This is a genomic window from Peribacillus sedimenti, from assembly GCF_046237635.1.
GTDB classification, from domain to species: Bacteria; Bacillota; Bacilli; order Bacillales; family DSM-1321; genus Peribacillus; species Peribacillus sedimenti.
On the sequence record NZ_CP143547.1, the window covers coordinates 4153626 to 4172500 of the forward strand.

Sequence of the window (18875 nt, forward strand, 5' to 3'; positions counted from 1 at the left end):
TTGATATATTAAAAAATCATCACCTGAGCACACTTATGTTTATAGAATGGCTCTCTAATTTAATTCCGCTCTCTTTAATATTGTCTACTAGAGCATTGTTTATTTGTTAATGTTCGCATGCGTTATTCTACTTTGACCTGCGCTTGTAACACAACACCAAACAAAGCCGGAAATCGGCAACGGAATGCAACTTGCACTTTCAGGTAATATAAAAGTTTTTTCGGCTGGCCACACCGTTTGTTGGTACCATTTTAAAGTCGATTTTTTTTACCGCGCTTTCATTCTAGAATAGATGGCCAGTTTCGTAAACCAATTTATATGTGGATTATCATGAAATTCGAAGGATAAGCGCTTTCACGGATAAATTGTAAAGAAACTATTTTTTCTAAATAAATGAAAAATTAGTCTTAGAAGAAAAGACGCGCTGCCCTTTTAGGCAACACGTCTATTTTACCCGTGTAAACTCTTTTTCTAACGAATATTCCCCAATTTTTTTAAACTTGGCATATCTCTGATTTACCAGGTTTTTCGGATCGAGTCGAATAAGTTCAGCCAAGGAGCCCTTAAGAGCCGTCCTTATATGATTAGCCTGGCCCTCAACGTCACGATGGGCCCCGCCTTTTATTTCCGGTATAATCTCATCAATGACTCCGAGTTCTTTCAAATCGGGTGCAGTTATTTTCATAGTTTCAGCAGCGTGCTTGGCTTGGTTGGAATCCTTCCATAGAAGTGCCGCAGCCCCTTCAGGGGAAATGACCGAGTATGTGGAATTCTCAAGCATATGGATCCTGTCAGCAACACCTAATGCAAGTGCCCCCCCGCTGCCTCCTTCACCAATTACAATGCTTACAACGGGTACCTTCAAGCCTGCCATTTCAAATAAATTCCGTGCAATTGCTTCACTTTGGCCTCGCTCTTCCGCAGACTTTCCCGGATATGCCCCTTTCGTATCGATGAAGCAGACAATTGGACGATGGAATTTTTCTGCTTGCTTCATTAATCTGAGTGCCTTCCGGTAGCCCTCTGGATGCGGCATGCCAAAGTTGCGACGAAGATTCTCTTTTGTATCTTTTCCGCGCTGATGGCCGATGACTGTTACCGGTCGGCCTTCAAATTTTGCAATTCCTGCGACAATTGCTTCATCATCGCCATAATAACGGTCCCCGTGGAGCTCCATAAAGTCCGTAAACAGCAGGCCAATATAATCCAGTGTAGTTGGCCGGGCTGGATGCCTTGCAATCTGTACCCTATCCCACGGCTTCATGTTTTCATAGATTTCCGTTTCCAATTTTGCAAGCCGTTTTTCAAGCTTTTCAATTTCCGCAGACAAATCTACGTCCGCCTCTTCTGTTATTGCTTTCAATTCTGTAATCTTTTTTCTTAGGTCGATTACCGGCCGTTCAAATTCCAATTCACCAATCATATCCATTCACCACCCGGGGCATGTATATCTAAAATAGTCAGCAATTTGTCCTTCAGATTAAGGCGGGATATTACTGCATCCAGCTGCCCATGTTTAAGAAGAAATTCAGCAGTTTGAAAATCCTCAGGAAGCTCTTCCCTTATGGTTTGCTCAATAATACGTCTGCCTGCAAATCCAATCAGGGCACCTGGTTCCGCCAAATTGATATCTCCAAGTGATGCAAAGCTTGCGGACACTCCTCCGGTAGTAGGATGAGTCATAATGGATATGATCAAACCGCCTTCATCACTGAACATTTTTAACGCAACACTGGTCTTCGCCATTTGCATAAGGCTGAGGACACCCTCCTGCATGCGTGCTCCTCCCGAAGCGGTAAAAATAATGAGTGGAATTTTTAATTCCGCCGCTTTTTCAATCGCTCTTGTAATCTTTTCCCCCACTACAGAACCCATGCTTCCCATGCGGAAGGAGGAATCCATAATGGCTACAGCAACCTGGTGTTCACCAATATTTCCGACACCAGTAACCACTGCTTCATTGAGGTTTGTTTTCTCTCTGTCCTTATCGATTTTTTCCATATATTCTGGAAAGTCCAAAGGATTCACCGAGAGCATGTCCTTATCAATCTCTGTAAAAGAATCCGGCTCAAACAGGCTATCGATCCTTTCATATGCTGTCATGGAATGATGGTGTCCACAGTGAAAACAAACCTTGTTATTTTTCAACAATTCTTTTGTATACATAATTTTTTTACAGTTAGGGCATTTCGTCAAAATCCCTTCGGGTACATCCTGCTTATCCCGCTCGGTAGGAATTGTTGCATACTTCTTCTTTTTAGACTTTGTAAATAATTCTTTAAGCAAGATGAATCCTCCCTTTGCCGCGCATTCTCATTCCCGTTTTTACATTTGCAATACTTTACCAGAGAATCAATGAAAATCGTGTAAAACCATGTCATAGACTGCTCGACAATTTTCTGATTCGATTCGTATAGATATCTAATGCTTTCGTTTCATTCCGTTCGACCAGAGCCTTTGCCAGATCGATATAAGGCTCTCTCAAAGACGGACTCTGATTACCCAGCTTAATTGTTGTATAACTATTAACAATTGTCCAGATTCTTTCCATTAGGCGGTTTCTGTTCAGCCGTGCAAGTCTTTCGAAAAAGGATGCTGCATCAAATGACTGGCATTCAGTCCATGCAAGCAGCTCTTCAAGATCTAAGCTTCCTGCAGAAGCTGCTATTATTCGGATGCAATCCATTTCGATAAGGTATTTTGTCTCGAGTAAATCCTCCTGTACCCGTGCATCCTGCAAGAAAAACGTGCCCAGCAGTTCTACCAGCCTGTGGTCCTGGAAATCCTTGATAAAAGTACCTTCTCCACGGCGGGTCTCAATCAACCCTAATAATTCCATAGCCCGCAGCGCTTCCCGCACTGAAGAACGCCCAACATCCAGGCGTTCCGATAACTCCCGTTCAGAAGGGATTTTATCCCCTGGCATTAGCCGATCCTGTTCAATCATGGAGCGCAGCTGCTCCACAATCGCAATATATACCTTTACTGTCTGGGTTTGATTAACCATATATTTCGCTCACTCTTTCCGGTAACAGCAGGGCCGCGGTTTTTTACAGTATTGCCCTTCATTGTATGGTCATACACTGTTTCGGGCTTATCTTTTATTTCCTGACATGGCTCAGCTGCTCCCCGTAAGTATTCAAGGCTGAGATTGATCTGGGTTGCATACATCTACTCTAGCTTCAGTTTCAAAATACCCTTATTCGGTCGAGGCATATGCATATCTTCTTCTCATAATGTCATTTTTTCACTTCTTGAACCGGTTCGGTACAAGAGATTTATATCAAATGGAAGTGGTCAGACCACGACAGTCTTCTACCAATATAACATATATGTCAATGTTGTAAACAATTTAATTCTTTTTAAAAACGACGTTTTGGTCCCCTGCAATTTTTTTAAGCTTATGGAATAAAGCTTCCGATGGAGATACCCAATCCAGGAAAGATAGCTGGACGTACCTGGCTTCTCTTTCATAATAGAGCATTACCTTGGTCCTGCCTCTATGCTGCAACAACACCTTTTTTACACTGTTTAGCACCTGGTTCGTCTGCATTTCTGCCTTAATCCTTATAAACACGCAGGAAGTGTCGCTATCCATCCCTTTTTTTAGTTCCTCGAGCGAATAGGCTTCCTGGATGATTATTTGTTTTTTCCCATCCCGTTCCTCAATGCTGCCGATTATCATAAGGATATTGCCATTATTGAATAATGGGGAATACATTTTGTATACATTTGGAAAGGCAATGGCTTCTAAGTCGCCGCCCTCATCTGAAATCGTGAGGAATGCCATGACTTCCCCTTTCTTTGTCCGGATCGTTTTTAAGGACACAATATAGACACCTGCCAGAACTTTGGATTCTGCAGTGCTTGAAAGATCCATGGTTGCTGCTCCATAATGCTTAAAGATATCGCGATAAGCTTTAACAGGATGATTGGATAGATAAAGACCTAACACACTTTTTTCGAAATAGAGTTTATCTTCCATCCTGATTTTTTCCACTTCCACGTACTTCGGCTTCAGGGAAAATTCCTCATTACTGAACAATTCAAATTGATCATCTTCCGGATTGACAAATTCTGCATGGTTCATCGCAACATCCAGACTTGCAAGCAATACTGCCCTGTCCTGCCCGAATTCATCAAAAGCACCAGCATGTACGAGGGATTCAAGGATTTTACGATTGACAACCTTCCCTGAGACACGCATGCAAAAATCGAATAAGTCCTCGAACTTCTTGTTCCTCCTGGCTTGAAAAATCTCTTTGAGCACAGCGGCTCCAATTCCCTTAATTGCTCCCAGGCTGTAACGGATTCCATCGTTTCCTGCTGTAAAAGCGTAATGGCTTGTGTTAATAGATGGCTGCAGAACAGTAATTCCTTTATTCTTTGCTTCTGTAACATATTGGGCGATCTTATCGTCGTTCCCTATCACGGAAGTCAATAGTGCCGCCATGAAGTATTGAGGGTAATGTTCTTTCAGGTAGGCCAGCTGGTAGGCGATCATGCTGTATGCAACTGCATGGCTCCTTGGGAATCCGTAATTGGCGAATCTTACAATCAAGTCATAAATTTCATTTGCAGTTGATGCTTCGTAGCCTTGTTCCAAACAGCCGTTCACAAAATGTTCGCGTTCCTGGTTAAGTATTTCTCTCTTCTTTTTGGAAACTGCCCGGCGAAGCAGGTCAGCCTCTCCCAAGGTAAACCCCGCCATCTTGGAGGCAATCTGCATTATCTGCTCTTGATAGACAATGACTCCCTGAGTGTTGCCCAATATGTCTTGAAGAACCGGATGGGGGTACTCCACCTGCCTTAACCCATGTTTCCGTTCGATGAAGAGAGGTATATTGTCCATAGGACCCGGCCTATACAGAGCATTTACAGCGACTATATCTTCAAAAGTAGAGGGCTGAAGCCTTGTCAACACCTTTCTGATGCCGTCCGACTCAAATTGGAATACTCCTGTGGTATCTCCTTTACTGAGCAGAAGATAGGTTTCTTCATCGTCCAGGGGAATGGATGCTATATTAATATTTTCATTTGCTCCTCTCCTGATATTGGACACAATGTTTTCAAGGAGAGTCAGGTTTCTCAGACCCAGGAAATCCATCTTTAACAATCCCAATTCCTCGAGAAGGTCCATTGGGAACTGGGTTAGATGCACCCCTTCGTGCCCCTCCTGGATTGCGATGATATCAGTAAGCTGCATATCGCTGATTACAACACCGGCAGCATGGGTGGAAGTGTGCCGGGGCAGCCCCTCAATCTTTAATGCAGTTTCAAAAAGTCTTTTATTCCACTCGCTTTCCTCTATATAAGCCCGTAAAGACCTTGATTCGTCCAGAGCTGTCTTAAGCGTGATTCCCAGCCTTGATGGAATCATTTTCGATAAGCTTTCCTGTTCCTTTGGATTCAGCCCAAAAACCCTGCCTGTATCCCGAATTGCCGCTTTTGCAGCAAGGGTTCCGAAGGTAATGATCTGAGCAACGTGAAATTCTCCGTATTTGGAGGCAACGTAGGAAATGACTTCTTCTCTTCGGTTATCTGGGAAATCTATGTCTATATCCGGCATTGAGATTCGCTCTGGATTCAAAAATCTCTCAAACAGCAAATTATGCTCCAGCGGATCTACATTTGTAATCTCCAGCACATAGGCAACCATCGATCCTGCGGAAGATCCTCTCCCCGGTCCCGTCAGAATATGTTTTTTCCTGGCAAACCTCATAAAGTCCCAGACTATCAGGAAGTAATGACTGAACTTCATTCTCTTTATGATTTCAAGCTCATAATGCAGTCTTTCCATATATGCCGGCATATCTTCCGGCGCTCGCCGTTTTAAGCCATCCTGGCAGATTTTCTCCAGCATCTCATCTGCAGTTATACCGTCTGGAACAGGGAATTTCGGAAGCAGCTTTCGGTTAAATTCTATTTCTACAGTGCATTTATTGGCTAAATCCAATGTGTTTTCCAATGCATCCGGATAATTCCGGAACAGCTGGACCATTTCTTTGGTTGATTTTAAGTAGAATTCATGCGATGGAAGTCGCGTTCTTTCTTCATCCGAAAGCTTTTCTCCATTTTTGACGGCAAGAAGCACCTCCTGAGCAAGACTGTCCTCTTTATTAATGTAATAAACAGGATTTGTCGCGATCACTTTAATGCTGCTTTCTTGCGCCAGTCTGAGTGTTTGGGCGAGCAATTCTTCCTCTTTAGGCATGGATAGCTGCTGGATAGAAAGATAAAAATGCCCTTCCCCGAATAAACGGCTAAATAGTTCTGCCGTTTTTTTTGCCCCGACTGAATCTCCCTCCAAGAGCTGTTTTTCAATTTTCCCCTCATAACCAGGAGAAATGGCAATGAGGCCTTCCGAATATGGTTTGAGCCATTTCATGGGAAGGCCGGAAGGAGATTTAGTCTTGATCGCGGAACTTATTTTCATTAAATTTCTGTAGCCAATATTATCTCTTGCCAAAAGAATGAGAGGATAAGGTGTATCATTTTCATCCAGGATATCGGCTGTGACCCCTATGATCGGTTTTATTCCATGTTTCATACATTCCTTATAAAAGTAAAGGATGCCATACACCACATTTCTGTCTGTTAAAGCAATAGCTGAATAGCCCCTGTCCTTTGCTTCAGATACGAGCTCATCTATCTTGACTGTACTGGTTAGCAGACTGTATGCACTATGAACGTGAAGATTTACAAACAAATATCTCACCACACTTTTTTACTAGCTTCTTTGCTTTATTATAGAACTTTATCAAAAAAAAAGAAAATATGTTCCCATTGACTTCTGTGTTTTTCAGATGGTAATCATAACCGGAATGAATTATCCATACACATGATAATAGAGATACTAATTGCAACTTAAGGGATGATGATATTGAAGGAAGCATTCTTTCCTGCATTTTTGAACAGTTACTTCATCGCACTGGGAGTATTGCTGGGTGGGTCATTGATTGGCGGTCTTGGGTCATTTCTAACTGGACAGGCGCCGTTGACGACCATTTTCCGGCTTTCTGACAGTCTAAGGATCTGGGCAATCGTTGCTGCAATTGGCGGCACCTTTGATGCCGTATACACTTTTGAACGGGGAATCTTTCACGGTGAAACCAAGGTTGTTTTAAAACAGGTACTATTTATTTTATCGGCACTCGGAGGGGCACAAACAGGGGCTATGCTGATAAGCTGGCTCACCCAGGAGCATTTATCGCAATGAGGGTTCCTCCGTATTACCGCGACCCCGGATGGCAGCGTTTTTTTGCTGGTGCAGCGATTGGGGCCCTCGTGAGCTGGCTGATGTTCCTATACATGTTTGGGGAGCAGCAGGACAGGCATTTTGAGAAAATTGATGAGCAGCAGGACGTAATTGACCAGCTAAAAAAGGAAATCAGTATCTGGGAGGAGGATAATGAAAAGTTAAACGAGGAAAACAAAGAGCAATTAACCATTCAGGACATCCATATTTCCATCATTAACGATAAGATAAATAACCTGGACCACTTGAGTATTGCCCAGGCAGAAGATGCCATTCGAGACGATTTGGCTGTATTGATTACAAAAGACGTAGAAACGGTTTATAAAGGAAAGTCACTCCTGAAAAAGTCGATTGAAAATAAGATTCTTGAAATTAACAAAAAACGGTACCAATTAAAAGTTACAGAAATTTTATTTTACACTGATTTATCGATCCAGGTAAGACTGGTCCGTTTATAAAAAAGCGCAAGTGCCTTCCGGCAGCTCGCGCTCTTTGTTATTGTCTGCATACCTCTTGCAGGTCTGCTAATACATTTTCCGCATCTGCCCAGGAATAAATGGATGCCCCTGCTGCCAGAGGATGTCCCCCGCCATTATACTTCTTTGCCACCCCGTTGATGACTGGCCCCTTGGAACGCAGGCGGACTCTTATTTCTCTATCTTCCTCGATGAAGAATACCCACGCTTTGACTCCCTTTACCGCTCCGAGAGCACTTACAAGAAGCGAAGCTTCGGCTGGAGTTGTATTGAATTTTTCTATGATCTCCTTGGTTATCACCATTTTGGCAACACCGTGGTCCAGTATTTCAAAATGTTCGAGAACATATCCATTCAGGCGGACCACATTCTCGTTTACGTCATACATGTCGTTGAATAAGTCTGTCCGGGAAAAATTGTAATGAATCAGTTCGCCGGCAATCTTGAAAGTTTTTTCGGTCGAACTGGCATACAGGAAACGGCCCGTATCACCGACAATCCCTGCAAAAAGAAGCCGGGCGGCTGCGTCATTCAGCCTCAGACCTTTCTCTTTCCCAGATTGATAGAATTCATAGATCATCTCGCTTGTTGAACTCGCCTGCGTATCGACCCAAATCAGGTCTCCATAGGCATCTTCATTCGGATGATGGTCGATTTTAATCAGCTTTGCTCCTAATCTATATCGGCCATCATCGATACGTGCTTCATTTGCGGTATCACAAATAATAACCAGGGCATCTTCATATGTATCATCTGGTATAACATCAAGCCTCTTTAAGTAATGAAGGGATTTTTCTTCATTCCCTACAGTATAAATCTGCTTTTCGGGATAGGATGCCCTCAAAATTTCGGCAAGCCCGCCTTGAGAACCATAAGCATCCGGATCCGGCCTTACATGCCTGTGAATGATGATCTTTTCATGGTCCTCGATTTCCCTTAAGATCTGTTCCTTCATAATTGCCTCCTTCAGAGCGTGGACATATATGTTAATTAAAACAGAAAAAGAAAAGAATGGAAAGCAGAGGGGTTGACGTTTCTGCCTCACCCGTTACAATAAAATGTAGACGGCGCAAATGGAGGAAACATTATGTTACTATTCGCTACACTCATTATCATTTCGTTAATGTTTTATATTTTCTACAAAGTCCGCTATTACCGCACAAGGATGCCAATGGAGAGAAAATGGCTATCCGGCAAATCCTCGATAGCCCTGGGACTCTTCGTCGCCCTATTTGGAATCAACCAGCTTTTCCTATATCAAACAACTACTACCTATTTAGTATCCGCTATCTTTATTGTATTTGGCGGGCTAAGCATTTGGAATGGCTTTAAGATGTATAAATTCTATTTGCCGCATGCGATTAAGGAAGCTGAACACGCTGAGACTCAAGCTTAAGGATGGCCAACAGACGGCCATCTTTTATTATTGAACGGAAGCTTTCTTAACTTCGATCAAGCAGCTGGCATGTCAGCATTGCTTTACCGGCCAATTTCCCCTGATTGTACACTTCCACATCTACCTTCCCAAATTTTCGGCCAACTTCAAGCACCCGCGGGACAATTTCGAGAGTACTGTCAATCTGTACAGGTTTAATAAAATAAATGGTCGTATTCTCCACTACCAGGTCTCCCCGTTTATAGCTCCTCAGGGCCCTGTTTGCCGATTCGATAACGAGTGTGGTGAATACCCCGGCGGATATGGTACCAAGATAGTTCGTCATTTGCGGGGACACTTCACATTGATAGACTTCTTCCCCTTTCGAACGGTTCCCGCTCAAACTTAGCTGTCCGGCAATTATATCATCGATTGTTTCACCAACCTGCGGCTGTCTCTGGCTCATTTGCATCGCCTTTAAGACATCCTGCCTGCTTATAATTCCCTGGAGAATATGGGCATCATTCACCACTGGAAGAAGCTCGATCCCTTCCCAGACCATCATATGCGCTGATGAAGCCACACTAGTTTTTATTCCGACTGTCATCGGGTTTTTCGTCATGATTTTTTCGATTGAAGTGTCTCCAGACTGCCCCAAAACATCCTTCGAGGTGACAATCCCCTGGATTTTCATTTTATGGTCTACCACCGGAAAGCGGCTGTGTTTCGTTTCTCTGTTATAATCCATCCATTCAGACACAGTGTCTCCAGTACTTAAAAAGGTTGTATTCTGAATCGGTGTCAAAATATCCTCAACTAAAAGGATTTCCTTTTTTATCAGTTGATCATATATAGCACGGTTTATCATGGTTGCAACTGTAAAAGTGTCATAGCTGGTTGATATGACAGGCATCTGCAGCTCATCGGCCAGCTTTTTTACATTGTCGCCGGTGTCAAAACCGCCTGTTATCAGAACTGCAGCACCCGCTCTTAGGGCCAGTTCATGCGCCTGTATTCGGTTTCCAACAATCAGTAAATTCCCGGGGCCGGTATAGCGCATCATGGCATCAAGTTGCATGGCGCCAATCACGAATTTATTTAATGTTTTATGTAGGCCTGTTCTTCCGCCTAGAACTTGTCCTTCAACAATATTCACCACTTCAGCAAAGGTAAGCTTCTCTATGTTCTCTTTCTTCTTTCGTTCGATTCTTATTGTCCCTACCCGTTCAATGGTAGAAACATAGCCTTTATTCTCTGCATCCTTGATTGCACGATATGCTGTACCTTCGCTAACTGTCAATGCCTTCGCGATTTGACGGACCGAAATTTTTTCTCCTACGGGCAGGTCATCTATATATTTTAGTATTTGTTCGTGTTTAGTCGCCAAACTCTCTTCACCCTTCACGTGTCCTTTTCCTTCATTATAAGGTGAATGAATCGTCTATACAACGAACCTAGTGATAATAATGCATTCTTTTGCGAACTTGTTTGCTTCCCCCAGTTTTTTTCGCCTTTTGCTTCCACGGAGAATATAAAATTCCACTAAGGTTGCCTGCTGCGGCAAATATCGCCAAGAACAGCCACATGCCTGCAAACACACTTTGAATATCTCCGCTCTCCAGGGTCAGCCTGGGTATGGCATAATAAAGCATAACCCCTATTAAAAGCAGACATAGCAGCAATCTTTGTTTCATGATCTCTCTCCTAACCCCCTGGTGAATTTGGTCTTGATTTTCTCGCTATATTGTATGCAATGCTAATGATAAAAAGACTTCCGATTCGCAGTGCCAGGTTGTCCCGCTTTTTTTCACGTCAGAACAATCATGCAGTGTGCCAGATAAAAGGATATTGTGCCAATATAGGTAAGCCCAAAATATAAAAGCCAGAAGCAGGTTTGCTTCTGGCTTTTGCACATCACGCATCTTTTCTTATAGTTCCACGGATTGCCCAGGTTGAAGTATTTTTCCAATGCCGTCTTTTAGCATTCGTACAAATTGTTCAGGATCCTGTTTGATCGGCGGGAACGTATTATAATGCATTGGAACAACCTGCTTTGCCTGTAAAAACTCTGCGGCTGTTGCTGCATCTTCCGGTCCCATCGTGAAATTGTCGCCAATAGGCAGGAATGCCAAATCGATCGGGTGCCTTTCGCCAATCAATTTCATGTCAGAAAATAGCGCGGTGTCTCCTGCATGGTAGACAGTCTTGCCCTCCGCAGTGAATAACACACCTGCAGGCATACCCAAATAAATAATCTGTTGGTCATTCGTAACAAACCCGCTACCATGGAAAGCCGGTGTCAATTTTACTTTCCCGAAATCAAACTCATACGAGCCTCCGATATGCATTGCGTGCACATTATCCACACCCTGGAAGCCCAAATATGCAGCAAGCTCCGCAGTACCTATTACAAGGGATCCATGCTGCTTAGCAAGCTCAACTGTGTCACCAAGGTGATCTCCGTGTCCATGAGTCAGGATTATTACATCCGGTTTCACATCTTCCACTTTTAAATCTGTAAGGCCGTTCCCAGTTATGAACGGGTCAAACAAGATGGTCTTGCCTCCAGTTTCGATGATTATAACTGAATGTCCATGATAAGATACTTTCATTTGTTATCTCCTTTCGAAAACTTTCCTTGTCTTCTATATCATGCCAGCATCTTTTCCAAAAAAGCAAATACTTGAACCTGTTTTTCCTAACAAAGAGTTTACAACCGATTTTGTTACTGGTATGTTCAGATTATATGTACATATCTTCTTGAGGAGTGAAGAGAATGAATGAAAGAATAATTGCTTTAACTGACTGGCTGGACGAAAATAACATTGATGCAGCCATGGTGACAGCTCCTGAGAATGTGTTTTATTTCACTGGATTTCACAGTAACCCCCATGAAAGGGTCCTAGCTCTAATGGTTTTCCCTCATGCGGAACCATTCTTGTTTTGTCCTCAATTGGATGCGGAAGACGCAAGAAATGCAGGATGGAACGCTGAAATTATCGGATATACAGATGTACAGGATCCCTGGACCCTTATAAAAGCGGCCGTTTCCCGCCGCTCGGTCACCGTAAATAAGCTGGCGATTGAAAAGGAACATATGAATGTAGAAAGATATGAAAAGGTAAATGATATCTTTCAGGATCCTACATTTGTGGCGGCTGAACAAAAGCTGCGCCAAATGAGAATGCTTAAATCGGAGGATGAAATCGCTAAACTGAGAGAAGCCTGCCGCCTAGCCGACCTTGCAATCGAGGCGGGAGTCAGCGAAATACGCGAAGGCAAAACAGAGTTGGAAATTCTTGCTGCGATAGAGTATGAGATGAAAAAATCCGGAATTAACCAAATGTCCTTCTCTACTATGGTGCTTACGGGAAAAAACGGCGCCTCTCCACATGGTACGCCAGGACAGACTAGGATACAAAAGGGAGATCTAGTGCTTTTTGATTTGGGTGTCGTTTATCAGGGATATTGTTCCGATATAACTAGAACCGTTGCGTTCGGTGACATAAACGATAAACAAAAAGAAATATACGAAACGGTGTTAAATGCCCAATTAGCCGCAGTGGAAGCAAGTAAACCTGGTGCGTTATGTTCTGAACTGGATTTGATCGCCAGGAATGTTATAACAGAACGCGGCTATGGGGATTATTTCCCCCACAGGCTCGGGCATGGACTTGGCATAAGCATTCATGAGTATCCTTCACTGACGGAAAATACCGCACTCGCTTTGCAGCCTGGAATGGTTTATACCATTGAACCTGGAATTTATATGCCTGATGTAGCCGGTGTTCGTATAGAAGACGATGTATTAATTACACAACATGGGTATGAACTTCTGACCAAGTATCCGAAAACCTTGCAGATTATTAAATAAAGGATATAAAGCAACAGGGCTTTTTACTATTGAAAAAGGCTCCTGTTGCTTTATCATCTGAACAAAATCTTCTTAACCCCGAGCAGAATTTTATCCTTCTAATGTTTCCATCGAGCCTGGGTCTGAGGCTCCTGTATCCGCATCCTGCATATAACCGCTGATGTACGAATCAGATATCTGGTTTACAGTTTCATGCAGGCCATTCTCATCAAAAGTAAATTTCCTTGGCTTATTTGGCTCGTTCATTTTTAGTCCCTCCCTTATTGGCTTACTCTAGTTTTCACTAATTTGCTACAAGTATGACGGAAAAAGCATTAAACGACGTTGTATAATTATGGCAAAGGGAGGCGGTTAAAATGACACTGACATACAAGAAAATTTTAGTTGCAGTCGACGGTTCCGAAGAAGCAGACAGAGCGTTCAGGAAGGCCCTTGAAATCGCAAAAAGGAATAATGCAGAAATCGTTGTCGCCCATGTAATAGACACAGGCCATTTTGTTGCAATGGAAGCCTATGAGTTAACAGCTGCCGGTCTCAATGACAGCTATGCCTACGAATTAATGGACAAATTTAAAGAGGAAGCGGCTGCTGCCGGAATCGAAAATCTTATTACCGATGTCGACAAGGGATCACCAAAGGTTAGAATACCAAGACAACTGGCCAAAAAACATGAGGTGGATTTGATCGTATGTGGAGCAACCGGATTAAATGCGGTTGAAAGGTTTTTAATGGGAAGTGTAACTGAACATATTACCCGGCATGCGCCTTGTGATGTGTTAGTCGTTCGTTCAGAAAAATAGATGTAACATAAATAACCCGCTCCCTTATAGGTGAGCGGGCTCTTGTTGATATTCCTCAACAATTCTCTTTGCCTTCTGGATCGCAAGCTGGACAGCGTCAAATCCAGTTCCTCCTGCACTGTTCCTTCGTCTTACAGCTTCATAAGGGCTGAGTGCATTAAATATATCCTCTTCAAACAGCTCAGACGCTGCCTTAAACTGGTCCATGCTTAAATCAGCAAGGTAACATTGCTGCTTAACACAGGATAGGACAAGCTTCCCAACAACTTCATGCGCCTCTCTGAATGGCATTCCCTTTGCTGCAAGATAGTCTGCAAGTTCCGTAGCATTCGAGAAATCCGACTGAACTGTTTTCTCCATGACATCCTTCTTTACAGTCATGGTCTTAATCATGCCTTCAAAGATTTTCAAGGAACCTGACACGGTTCTCACTGTATCAAACATTCCTTCTTTATCCTCTTGCATATCCTTGTTATAAGCCAGGGGCAACCCTTTCAGGACGGTGAGCAATCCCATTAGGTTTCCGTATACACGACCGGTTTTGCCACGAATAAGTTCGGCCATATCAGGATTCTTCTTTTGAGGCATGATGCTGCTTCCTGTGGAGAAGGCATCGTCCAATTCTATATAGTGAAACTCGTGGCTGGACCAAAGGATGATTTCCTCTGCTAAACGGGACAGATGCATCATAAGAGTAGAACTATTGCTTAAGAATTCGATAATAAAATCGCGGTCACTTACAGCGTCAAGACTGTTTTCATAAATAGCTTCAAACCCGAGAAGCCCGGCGCTATATTCCCTGTCAATAGGGAAAGTTGTTCCGGCAAGCGCTCCTGCGCCTAGTGGAGAGACATTGACTCTTTTCATGCTTTCTGAAAATCTTTGACGGTCTCTTTCCAGCATCCAGAAGTAAGCCATCATATGATGGGCAAAAGAAATCGGCTGGGCCCGTTGTAAATGGGTATAGCCGGGAATCAAAGTAGTGATATTATCTTCAGCCTGGCTCAGGATAGCCTTTTGAAGATTGATGATTTGATTCTGCACTTCCTTGATTTGCGATCTTAAATAAAGATGCATGTCGGTTGCAACCTGATCGTTCCGGCTGCGGCCGGTATGGAGCTTTCCTCCAACTGGACCAATTTCCTGGATAAGCAAGCTTTCCAGATTCAGGTGGATATCTTCCATCTCCACAGAAAAAAGAAGTTGTTCTTTTTTCGCTTTTTCCTTAAGTGCCTGAAGGCCGCCGACTATCTGATCTGTCTCTTCTTTTCTTAAAATCCCGCAATGTTCGAGCATTTTCACATGTGCCAGGCTTCCTTCTATATCCTCCATGACAAGTTCCTTGTCAAAGGAGATCGAAGCACCAAATTCATCTACCCATTCTTCGGCAGTTTTGGTGAATCTCCCTCCCCATAATTTGCTCACACGGTCACCTTCTTTTGATTGACAATGCTGCTTACCTTTGTCGGAAGTCCCCATAAAGAAATGAAACCTACAGCAGCACTATGATCGAATTCGTCATCCGATGTATAAGTAGCCAATTTCTCATCGTATAAAGAATACTCGGATTTTCTTCCTTCTATGATTGCATGCCCCTTGAACAGTTTTACACGAACAGTACCAGTCACTGTTTGCTGGGTCTGTTTAAGAAATGCCATCAATGCATCCTTTAGCGGAGAAAACCATAGGCCTTCATAAATCAATTCGGTCAACTTTTTTTCAATAACTGGCTTGAAGTGTGCAACCTCTTTTACTAAGGTAATATCCTCCAGCTCCTTATGAGCCTTAATTAATGTGATTGCTCCCGGGCATTCATACACTTCACGTGACTTAATCCCTACCAATCTGTTCTCGACATGGTCTATGCGTCCAATTCCATGTTTGCCAGCCAATTGATTTAACTCAAGAATAAGATTAGCGAGGCTGTAGGATACATTATTTAAGGTTACCGGCACTCCATTTTCAAACCCGATTTCGATAACATCCGCAACATCGGGTGTGTTCTCCAGGCTGCTGGTAAGCTCATAGGCTTCTTCTGGCGGAGCAGCCCATGGATCCTCCAAGATTCCGCACTCGTTTGAACGTCCCCATAAATTCTGATCTATCGAAAACGGACTATCTAGGTCTACTGGAATAGGAATCCCGTTGTCCTGGGCATACTTGATTTCCTCTTCCCTGGACCATTTCCATTCACGGACTGGTGCAATAACCTTCAGATTTGGGTTTAATGCCTGTATAGAAACCTCAAATCTTACCTGGTCATTCCCTTTCCCTGTACATCCATGTGCTACCGCCACCGCATTTTCCATTTCAGCAATCTCAACCAACTTCTTTGCAATTAGCGGGCGTGATAACGCCGAAACCAGCGGATACTTTCCTTCATACAAAGTGTGTGCCTGAAGAGCTGCGAGAGCAAATTCATTGGCAAATTCTTCTTTAGCATCTATCACATAAGATTTAACAGCCCCAACTTTGAGTGCTTTATTCTTAACAAAATCTAAATCCTTGCCTTCCCCCACATCAAGGCAGCAGGCTACTACATCCAGTCCCTGTTCTTGAAGCCATTTAATCGCTACTGAAGTATCAAGACCGCCTGAGTAAGCTAAAACAATTTTCTGTTTATCCACACTGTTTACTCCTCTCGAACATGTATAAATATACAACTTGTATTATTTTTATTCATCATCTGTACTACACTTTATCAGTATTTTTAATAATTTGCAAGTGTTTATTTTACACTATAATGAAAAAATTCTGATATTATTCTTGTTAACAAAGGCTATAATTCATTATGTAAATAAGGAGATAGTATGAAAGAATTATTTATCTTTAATGGGCGTATTGGAATCGATATACCGAAGGCAGACCTGGATTGGGAGAATCTAGATGCTGATTCACAGCAGGAAATACTCGTCCGATGGGAAAAAATACGCGGGACAATACCAGACAGAATCAAGGAGCTGGAGCGGAATATTAATGAAAAGCAGGAAAGGTTAAATGATGAAGAAGATTTTTCTGTTTCGTGCACAATAAATACCGAAATAGCAGAATTGGCTTCAATTATAAATGAATTATGGCTTTGGTATCGAATAAACCAGAATATCAGCTACAAACTGCATATATGAACAAAGGCCCAGACATGTCATGTCCGGACCTAATATGTTTGCCATTTACTGGTTCAATATCATAAATCTTTTGTCATTTCTCGAACAACATGCCCCATTTCAGGCAATATAAGTTTTTCCATAGCCAGCCGCACCGCAGCAGTTGATCCTGGTGTCGAAAAAATTGCTTTATTCTTCACCACGCCGGCAATTGCCCGGGAGAGCATCGCAGCTGGACCTATGTCATCCTGATAACTCAGCATTCGAAACAGCTCTCCAAATCCTGGAATTTCTTTGTCGAGCATTGCTTTTACAGCTTCAATCGTAGTATCGCGTTTCGCTATACCAGTTCCTCCATTTGTAAGAATGATATCAATATCAGGATTTTCACACCCAAGGATGATTTCATTTTGGATTTCTTCCCTGTCATCTTTAACAATGGCATAATCTGAGATAACATGCCCCTGCTGCTTCAGCAGGTCATGCATCAGCTTTCCGCTTTTATCTGTTTCTTTATTTCTCGAATCGCTCACTGTGATGATTTTACACCTGACTTGTAATGGTGCCGCTTTCTTATGCTCTACATGGCTCATTCCAGTTCCTCACTTTTATTCAATAAGTAACGGTATTGATAATATCTTTTTGCAACTTCACTCACACTTCTGGTCAGATTGTAGTTAGCCGCTGCTCCAATTGCCATACTGATTACAGGCATTCCTTGGATGGTTTTTTTACGAAATGAGGATATGGCTGCCGCCTTCAGGATTTGTTTAAACGGCTGTTCGAGCCAGGAAAGATTGGTCAGTTCCTCTTTCCCTTCGTAAAAATACTCGTTGCTTGATTTCTCAGTTTCATTTATCAACTCATTCCATGCAGCCCCTTGCATCCTCTTTGGCATCATGCCGATGTGAAATACTTTTAAAGCCATCATCATTTCAAAAGGTGTGTTTACTTCAAATCCATAACACATGGCAATCAGTTGAACCACTCGAACGTTAATAACCGCGATTGCGGATAGATCAAGACCTGTTAGAAATATTCCGCCAAAACCACTGGCTCCCCCCTGAATTAAGGAATACAGCCTATGCTTTGCTATATGCTGGTCTGTTAGATAATTCAACTGGTCAATCGTTAATATTCTCAAATCGGCTATGGAACTAATATCGGAATGAAATACACGAGCAGTGTTTATGATTCCGGTACGGGCATCCACCTGGTATTGCGAACCTTGTATCAATGCCTGCATATGGAATAAGGAATTATCTAATTTTGAAAAAAATAATCTTTGGTTTTCCTCAGGAATCAATGAAAATGCTTGTTCCAGCCATTTATCATATAACGCCGTAAAATCCGTAGACTCGTACGAATTTAATTTTGCTTCCCACTTTTTTATTTCACCTAACACCTGTGATTCTCGCTCTGTTAAGACCATTTATTCTTCCTCCCGTACAGCCACAGAATAATAGTTTATAGGTAGTATACCATAGTGATACAACCACTGCTCTTTATTGGGCATACAGACTTTTTAGGGGCAGACGAAGTGGTCGAAGGAAATAGGAAGGATTTTTAGAGGGATTATACATCCATTCTCTTAACTTTCATATTCAGTCACAATCTAAAAATCATGCATATTATTTTTAAATGAGTAATGACTTTTCCTCCTCGCTGTCTGTGAACAGAGTCTCACTATAGGGTATGTCCCGTTGTTACAGTATTTTAAAATGCAAAAAACCAGCCTTTCGGCTGGCTTATCATTGCTTGGCGACGTCCTACTCTCACAGGGGGAGATCCCCCAACTACCATCGGCGCTGAAGAGCTTAACTTCCGTGTTCGGAATGGGAACGGGTGTGACCTCTTCGCCATCGTCACCAAACATATAAAGGAACGTTGTTCCTTCAAAACTAGATAACAGGTAAGGTTTTTGCGTATCAAAACATGATTGTGTCTAGCTGCGAAAGCCAAACCGTACGGCTGTTTCGCTTCTTCTG

General features: G+C 42.7%; 19 protein-coding genes and 1 rRNA gene. 6 read left to right on the forward strand and 14 right to left on the reverse strand.

Features of this window, described 5'->3' with window-relative positions:
* Positions 1-445: 445 nt before the first annotated feature.
* The 4 genes from accA to dnaE all read right to left on the reverse strand — a co-directional run bounded on the left by accA (position 446) and on the right by dnaE (position 6718).
* Positions 446-1423 carry an acetyl-CoA carboxylase carboxyl transferase subunit alpha gene (gene accA / locus V1500_RS20370; protein ID WP_409302135.1) on the reverse strand — a complete coding sequence of 326 codons (978 nt, stop codon included), beginning with the start codon at positions 1421-1423 and terminating at the stop codon, positions 446-448.
* The gene (accD, locus tag V1500_RS20375) at positions 1420-2286 is read right to left on the reverse strand and encodes an acetyl-CoA carboxylase, carboxyltransferase subunit beta (protein ID WP_409302137.1); all 867 of its coding nucleotides are present in this window, start codon (positions 2284-2286) and stop codon (positions 1420-1422) included. The genes accA and accD overlap by 4 nt, the downstream gene beginning before the upstream one ends.
* Before the next feature lie 91 nt (positions 2287-2377).
* Positions 2378-3007: a FadR/GntR family transcriptional regulator gene (locus V1500_RS20380; RefSeq protein ID WP_409302139.1), complete on the reverse strand. Its 630-nt coding sequence runs from the start codon at positions 3005-3007 to the stop codon at positions 2378-2380.
* 345 nt (positions 3008-3352) lie between these two features.
* Positions 3353-6718, reverse strand: a complete 3366-nt coding sequence (gene dnaE, locus V1500_RS20385; protein WP_409306056.1) for a DNA polymerase III subunit alpha — start codon at positions 6716-6718, stop codon at positions 3353-3355.
* A gap of 159 nt (positions 6719-6877) precedes the next feature.
* Here dnaE and V1500_RS20390 point away from each other — a divergent pair, with 159 nt between their 5' ends.
* Together V1500_RS20390 and ytrI are read left to right on the forward strand one after the other, a co-directional pair.
* Positions 6878-7219, forward strand: a complete 342-nt coding sequence (locus V1500_RS20390; RefSeq protein ID WP_409306057.1) for a YtrH family sporulation protein — start codon at positions 6878-6880, stop codon at positions 7217-7219.
* Positions 7216-7716: a sporulation membrane protein YtrI gene (ytrI, locus tag V1500_RS20395; protein WP_409302141.1), complete on the forward strand. Its 501-nt coding sequence runs from the start codon at positions 7216-7218 to the stop codon at positions 7714-7716. The genes V1500_RS20390 and ytrI overlap by 4 nt, the downstream gene beginning before the upstream one ends.
* 37 nt (positions 7717-7753) lie before the next feature.
* Here the strand turns inward: ytrI and V1500_RS20400 are convergent, their stop codons facing one another.
* A complete protein-coding gene (locus V1500_RS20400; RefSeq protein WP_409302143.1) occupies positions 7754-8689 on the reverse strand; it encodes a DHH family phosphoesterase in 936 nt (311 codons plus the stop codon).
* 132 nt (positions 8690-8821) lie between these two features.
* Here V1500_RS20400 and V1500_RS20405 point away from each other — a divergent pair, with 132 nt between their 5' ends.
* A complete protein-coding gene (locus V1500_RS20405; RefSeq protein WP_409302145.1) occupies positions 8822-9130 on the forward strand; it encodes a YtpI family protein in 309 nt (102 codons plus the stop codon).
* 46 nt (positions 9131-9176) lie between these two features.
* Here V1500_RS20405 and V1500_RS20410 read toward each other — a convergent pair whose 3' ends face one another.
* The 3 genes from V1500_RS20410 to V1500_RS20420 form a co-directional block, all read right to left on the reverse strand.
* Positions 9177-10496, reverse strand: coding sequence for a DRTGG domain-containing protein (locus V1500_RS20410; RefSeq protein WP_409302146.1), 1320 nt, complete (start codon positions 10494-10496; stop codon positions 9177-9179).
* 67 nt (positions 10497-10563) lie between these two features.
* Positions 10564-10803 carry a hypothetical protein gene (locus tag V1500_RS20415; protein WP_409302148.1) on the reverse strand — a complete coding sequence of 80 codons (240 nt, stop codon included), beginning with the start codon at positions 10801-10803 and terminating at the stop codon, positions 10564-10566.
* A gap of 234 nt (positions 10804-11037) precedes the next feature.
* Positions 11038-11721: a metal-dependent hydrolase gene (locus tag V1500_RS20420; RefSeq protein WP_409302150.1), complete on the reverse strand. Its 684-nt coding sequence runs from the start codon at positions 11719-11721 to the stop codon at positions 11038-11040.
* 164 nt (positions 11722-11885) lie between these two features.
* On the opposite strand from V1500_RS20420, the gene V1500_RS20425 reads away from it, so the two are divergent.
* The gene (locus V1500_RS20425; RefSeq protein WP_409302152.1) at positions 11886-12983 is read left to right on the forward strand and encodes a M24 family metallopeptidase; all 1098 of its coding nucleotides are present in this window, start codon (positions 11886-11888) and stop codon (positions 12981-12983) included.
* A 90-nt stretch (positions 12984-13073) separates the two neighbouring features.
* Here the strand turns inward: V1500_RS20425 and V1500_RS20430 are convergent, their stop codons facing one another.
* A complete protein-coding gene (locus V1500_RS20430; RefSeq protein WP_409302153.1) occupies positions 13074-13229 on the reverse strand; it encodes a hypothetical protein in 156 nt (51 codons plus the stop codon).
* A gap of 110 nt (positions 13230-13339) precedes the next feature.
* Between V1500_RS20430 and V1500_RS20435 the strand changes: the two genes are divergently transcribed.
* Positions 13340-13783, forward strand: a complete 444-nt coding sequence (locus V1500_RS20435) for a universal stress protein (protein WP_409302155.1) — start codon at positions 13340-13342, stop codon at positions 13781-13783.
* Positions 13784-13807: 24 nt separating this feature from the next.
* Here V1500_RS20435 and argH read toward each other — a convergent pair whose 3' ends face one another.
* The gene (argH, locus tag V1500_RS20440; RefSeq protein ID WP_409302157.1) at positions 13808-15208 is read right to left on the reverse strand and encodes an argininosuccinate lyase; all 1401 of its coding nucleotides are present in this window, start codon (positions 15206-15208) and stop codon (positions 13808-13810) included.
* Positions 15205-16410, reverse strand: a complete 1206-nt coding sequence (locus V1500_RS20445) for an argininosuccinate synthase (RefSeq protein ID WP_409302159.1) — start codon at positions 16408-16410, stop codon at positions 15205-15207. Before V1500_RS20445 ends, argH begins: the two co-directional genes overlap by 4 nt.
* Positions 16411-16593: 183 nt before the next feature.
* Here V1500_RS20445 and V1500_RS20450 point away from each other — a divergent pair, with 183 nt between their 5' ends.
* Positions 16594-16908 (forward strand): hypothetical protein, encoded by a 315-nt coding sequence (locus V1500_RS20450; protein ID WP_409302160.1) that lies wholly within the window; start codon positions 16594-16596, stop codon positions 16906-16908.
* Between the two features lie 59 nt (positions 16909-16967).
* Here V1500_RS20450 and V1500_RS20455 read toward each other — a convergent pair whose 3' ends face one another.
* The 3 genes from V1500_RS20455 to rrf form a co-directional block, all read right to left on the reverse strand.
* On the reverse strand, positions 16968-17480 hold the full coding sequence (locus tag V1500_RS20455) for a molybdenum cofactor biosynthesis protein B (RefSeq protein WP_409302162.1): 513 nt from the start codon (positions 17478-17480) through the stop codon (positions 16968-16970).
* On the reverse strand, positions 17477-18319 hold the full coding sequence (locus V1500_RS20460) for an EcsC family protein (protein WP_409302164.1): 843 nt from the start codon (positions 18317-18319) through the stop codon (positions 17477-17479). The genes V1500_RS20455 and V1500_RS20460 overlap by 4 nt, the downstream gene beginning before the upstream one ends.
* Positions 18320-18643: 324 nt before the next feature.
* Positions 18644-18760, reverse strand: a 5S ribosomal RNA gene (gene rrf / locus V1500_RS20465).
* Positions 18761-18875 lie beyond the last annotated feature (115 nt).

Bases quoted from the DNA above. Each gene is read 5' to 3' on its own strand.
- accA (WP_409302135.1), bottom strand. From the start codon at position 1,423: ATGATTGGTGAATTGGAATTTGAACGGCCGGTAATCGACCTAAGAAAA.
- V1500_RS20380 (WP_409302139.1), bottom strand. From the start codon at position 3,007: ATGGTTAATCAAACCCAGACAGTAAAGGTATATATTGCGATTGTGGAG.
- V1500_RS20390 (WP_409306057.1), top strand. From the start codon at position 6,878: ATGATATTGAAGGAAGCATTCTTTCCTGCATTTTTGAACAGTTACTTC.
- ytrI (WP_409302141.1), top strand. From the start codon at position 7,216: ATGAGGGTTCCTCCGTATTACCGCGACCCCGGATGGCAGCGTTTTTTT.
- V1500_RS20400 (WP_409302143.1), bottom strand. From the start codon at position 8,689: ATGAAGGAACAGATCTTAAGGGAAATCGAGGACCATGAAAAGATCATC.
- V1500_RS20405 (WP_409302145.1), top strand. From the start codon at position 8,822: ATGTTACTATTCGCTACACTCATTATCATTTCGTTAATGTTTTATATT.
- V1500_RS20415 (WP_409302148.1), bottom strand. From the start codon at position 10,803: ATGAAACAAAGATTGCTGCTATGTCTGCTTTTAATAGGGGTTATGCTT.
- V1500_RS20420 (WP_409302150.1), bottom strand. From the start codon at position 11,721: ATGAAAGTATCTTATCATGGACATTCAGTTATAATCATCGAAACTGGA.
- V1500_RS20425 (WP_409302152.1), top strand. From the start codon at position 11,886: ATGAATGAAAGAATAATTGCTTTAACTGACTGGCTGGACGAAAATAAC.
- V1500_RS20430 (WP_409302153.1), bottom strand. From the start codon at position 13,229: ATGAACGAGCCAAATAAGCCAAGGAAATTTACTTTTGATGAGAATGGC.
- V1500_RS20435 (WP_409302155.1), top strand. From the start codon at position 13,340: ATGACACTGACATACAAGAAAATTTTAGTTGCAGTCGACGGTTCCGAA.
- V1500_RS20450 (WP_409302160.1), top strand. From the start codon at position 16,594: ATGAAAGAATTATTTATCTTTAATGGGCGTATTGGAATCGATATACCG.
- V1500_RS20455 (WP_409302162.1), bottom strand. From the start codon at position 17,480: ATGAGCCATGTAGAGCATAAGAAAGCGGCACCATTACAAGTCAGGTGT.
- V1500_RS20460 (WP_409302164.1), bottom strand. From the start codon at position 18,319: ATGGTCTTAACAGAGCGAGAATCACAGGTGTTAGGTGAAATAAAAAAG.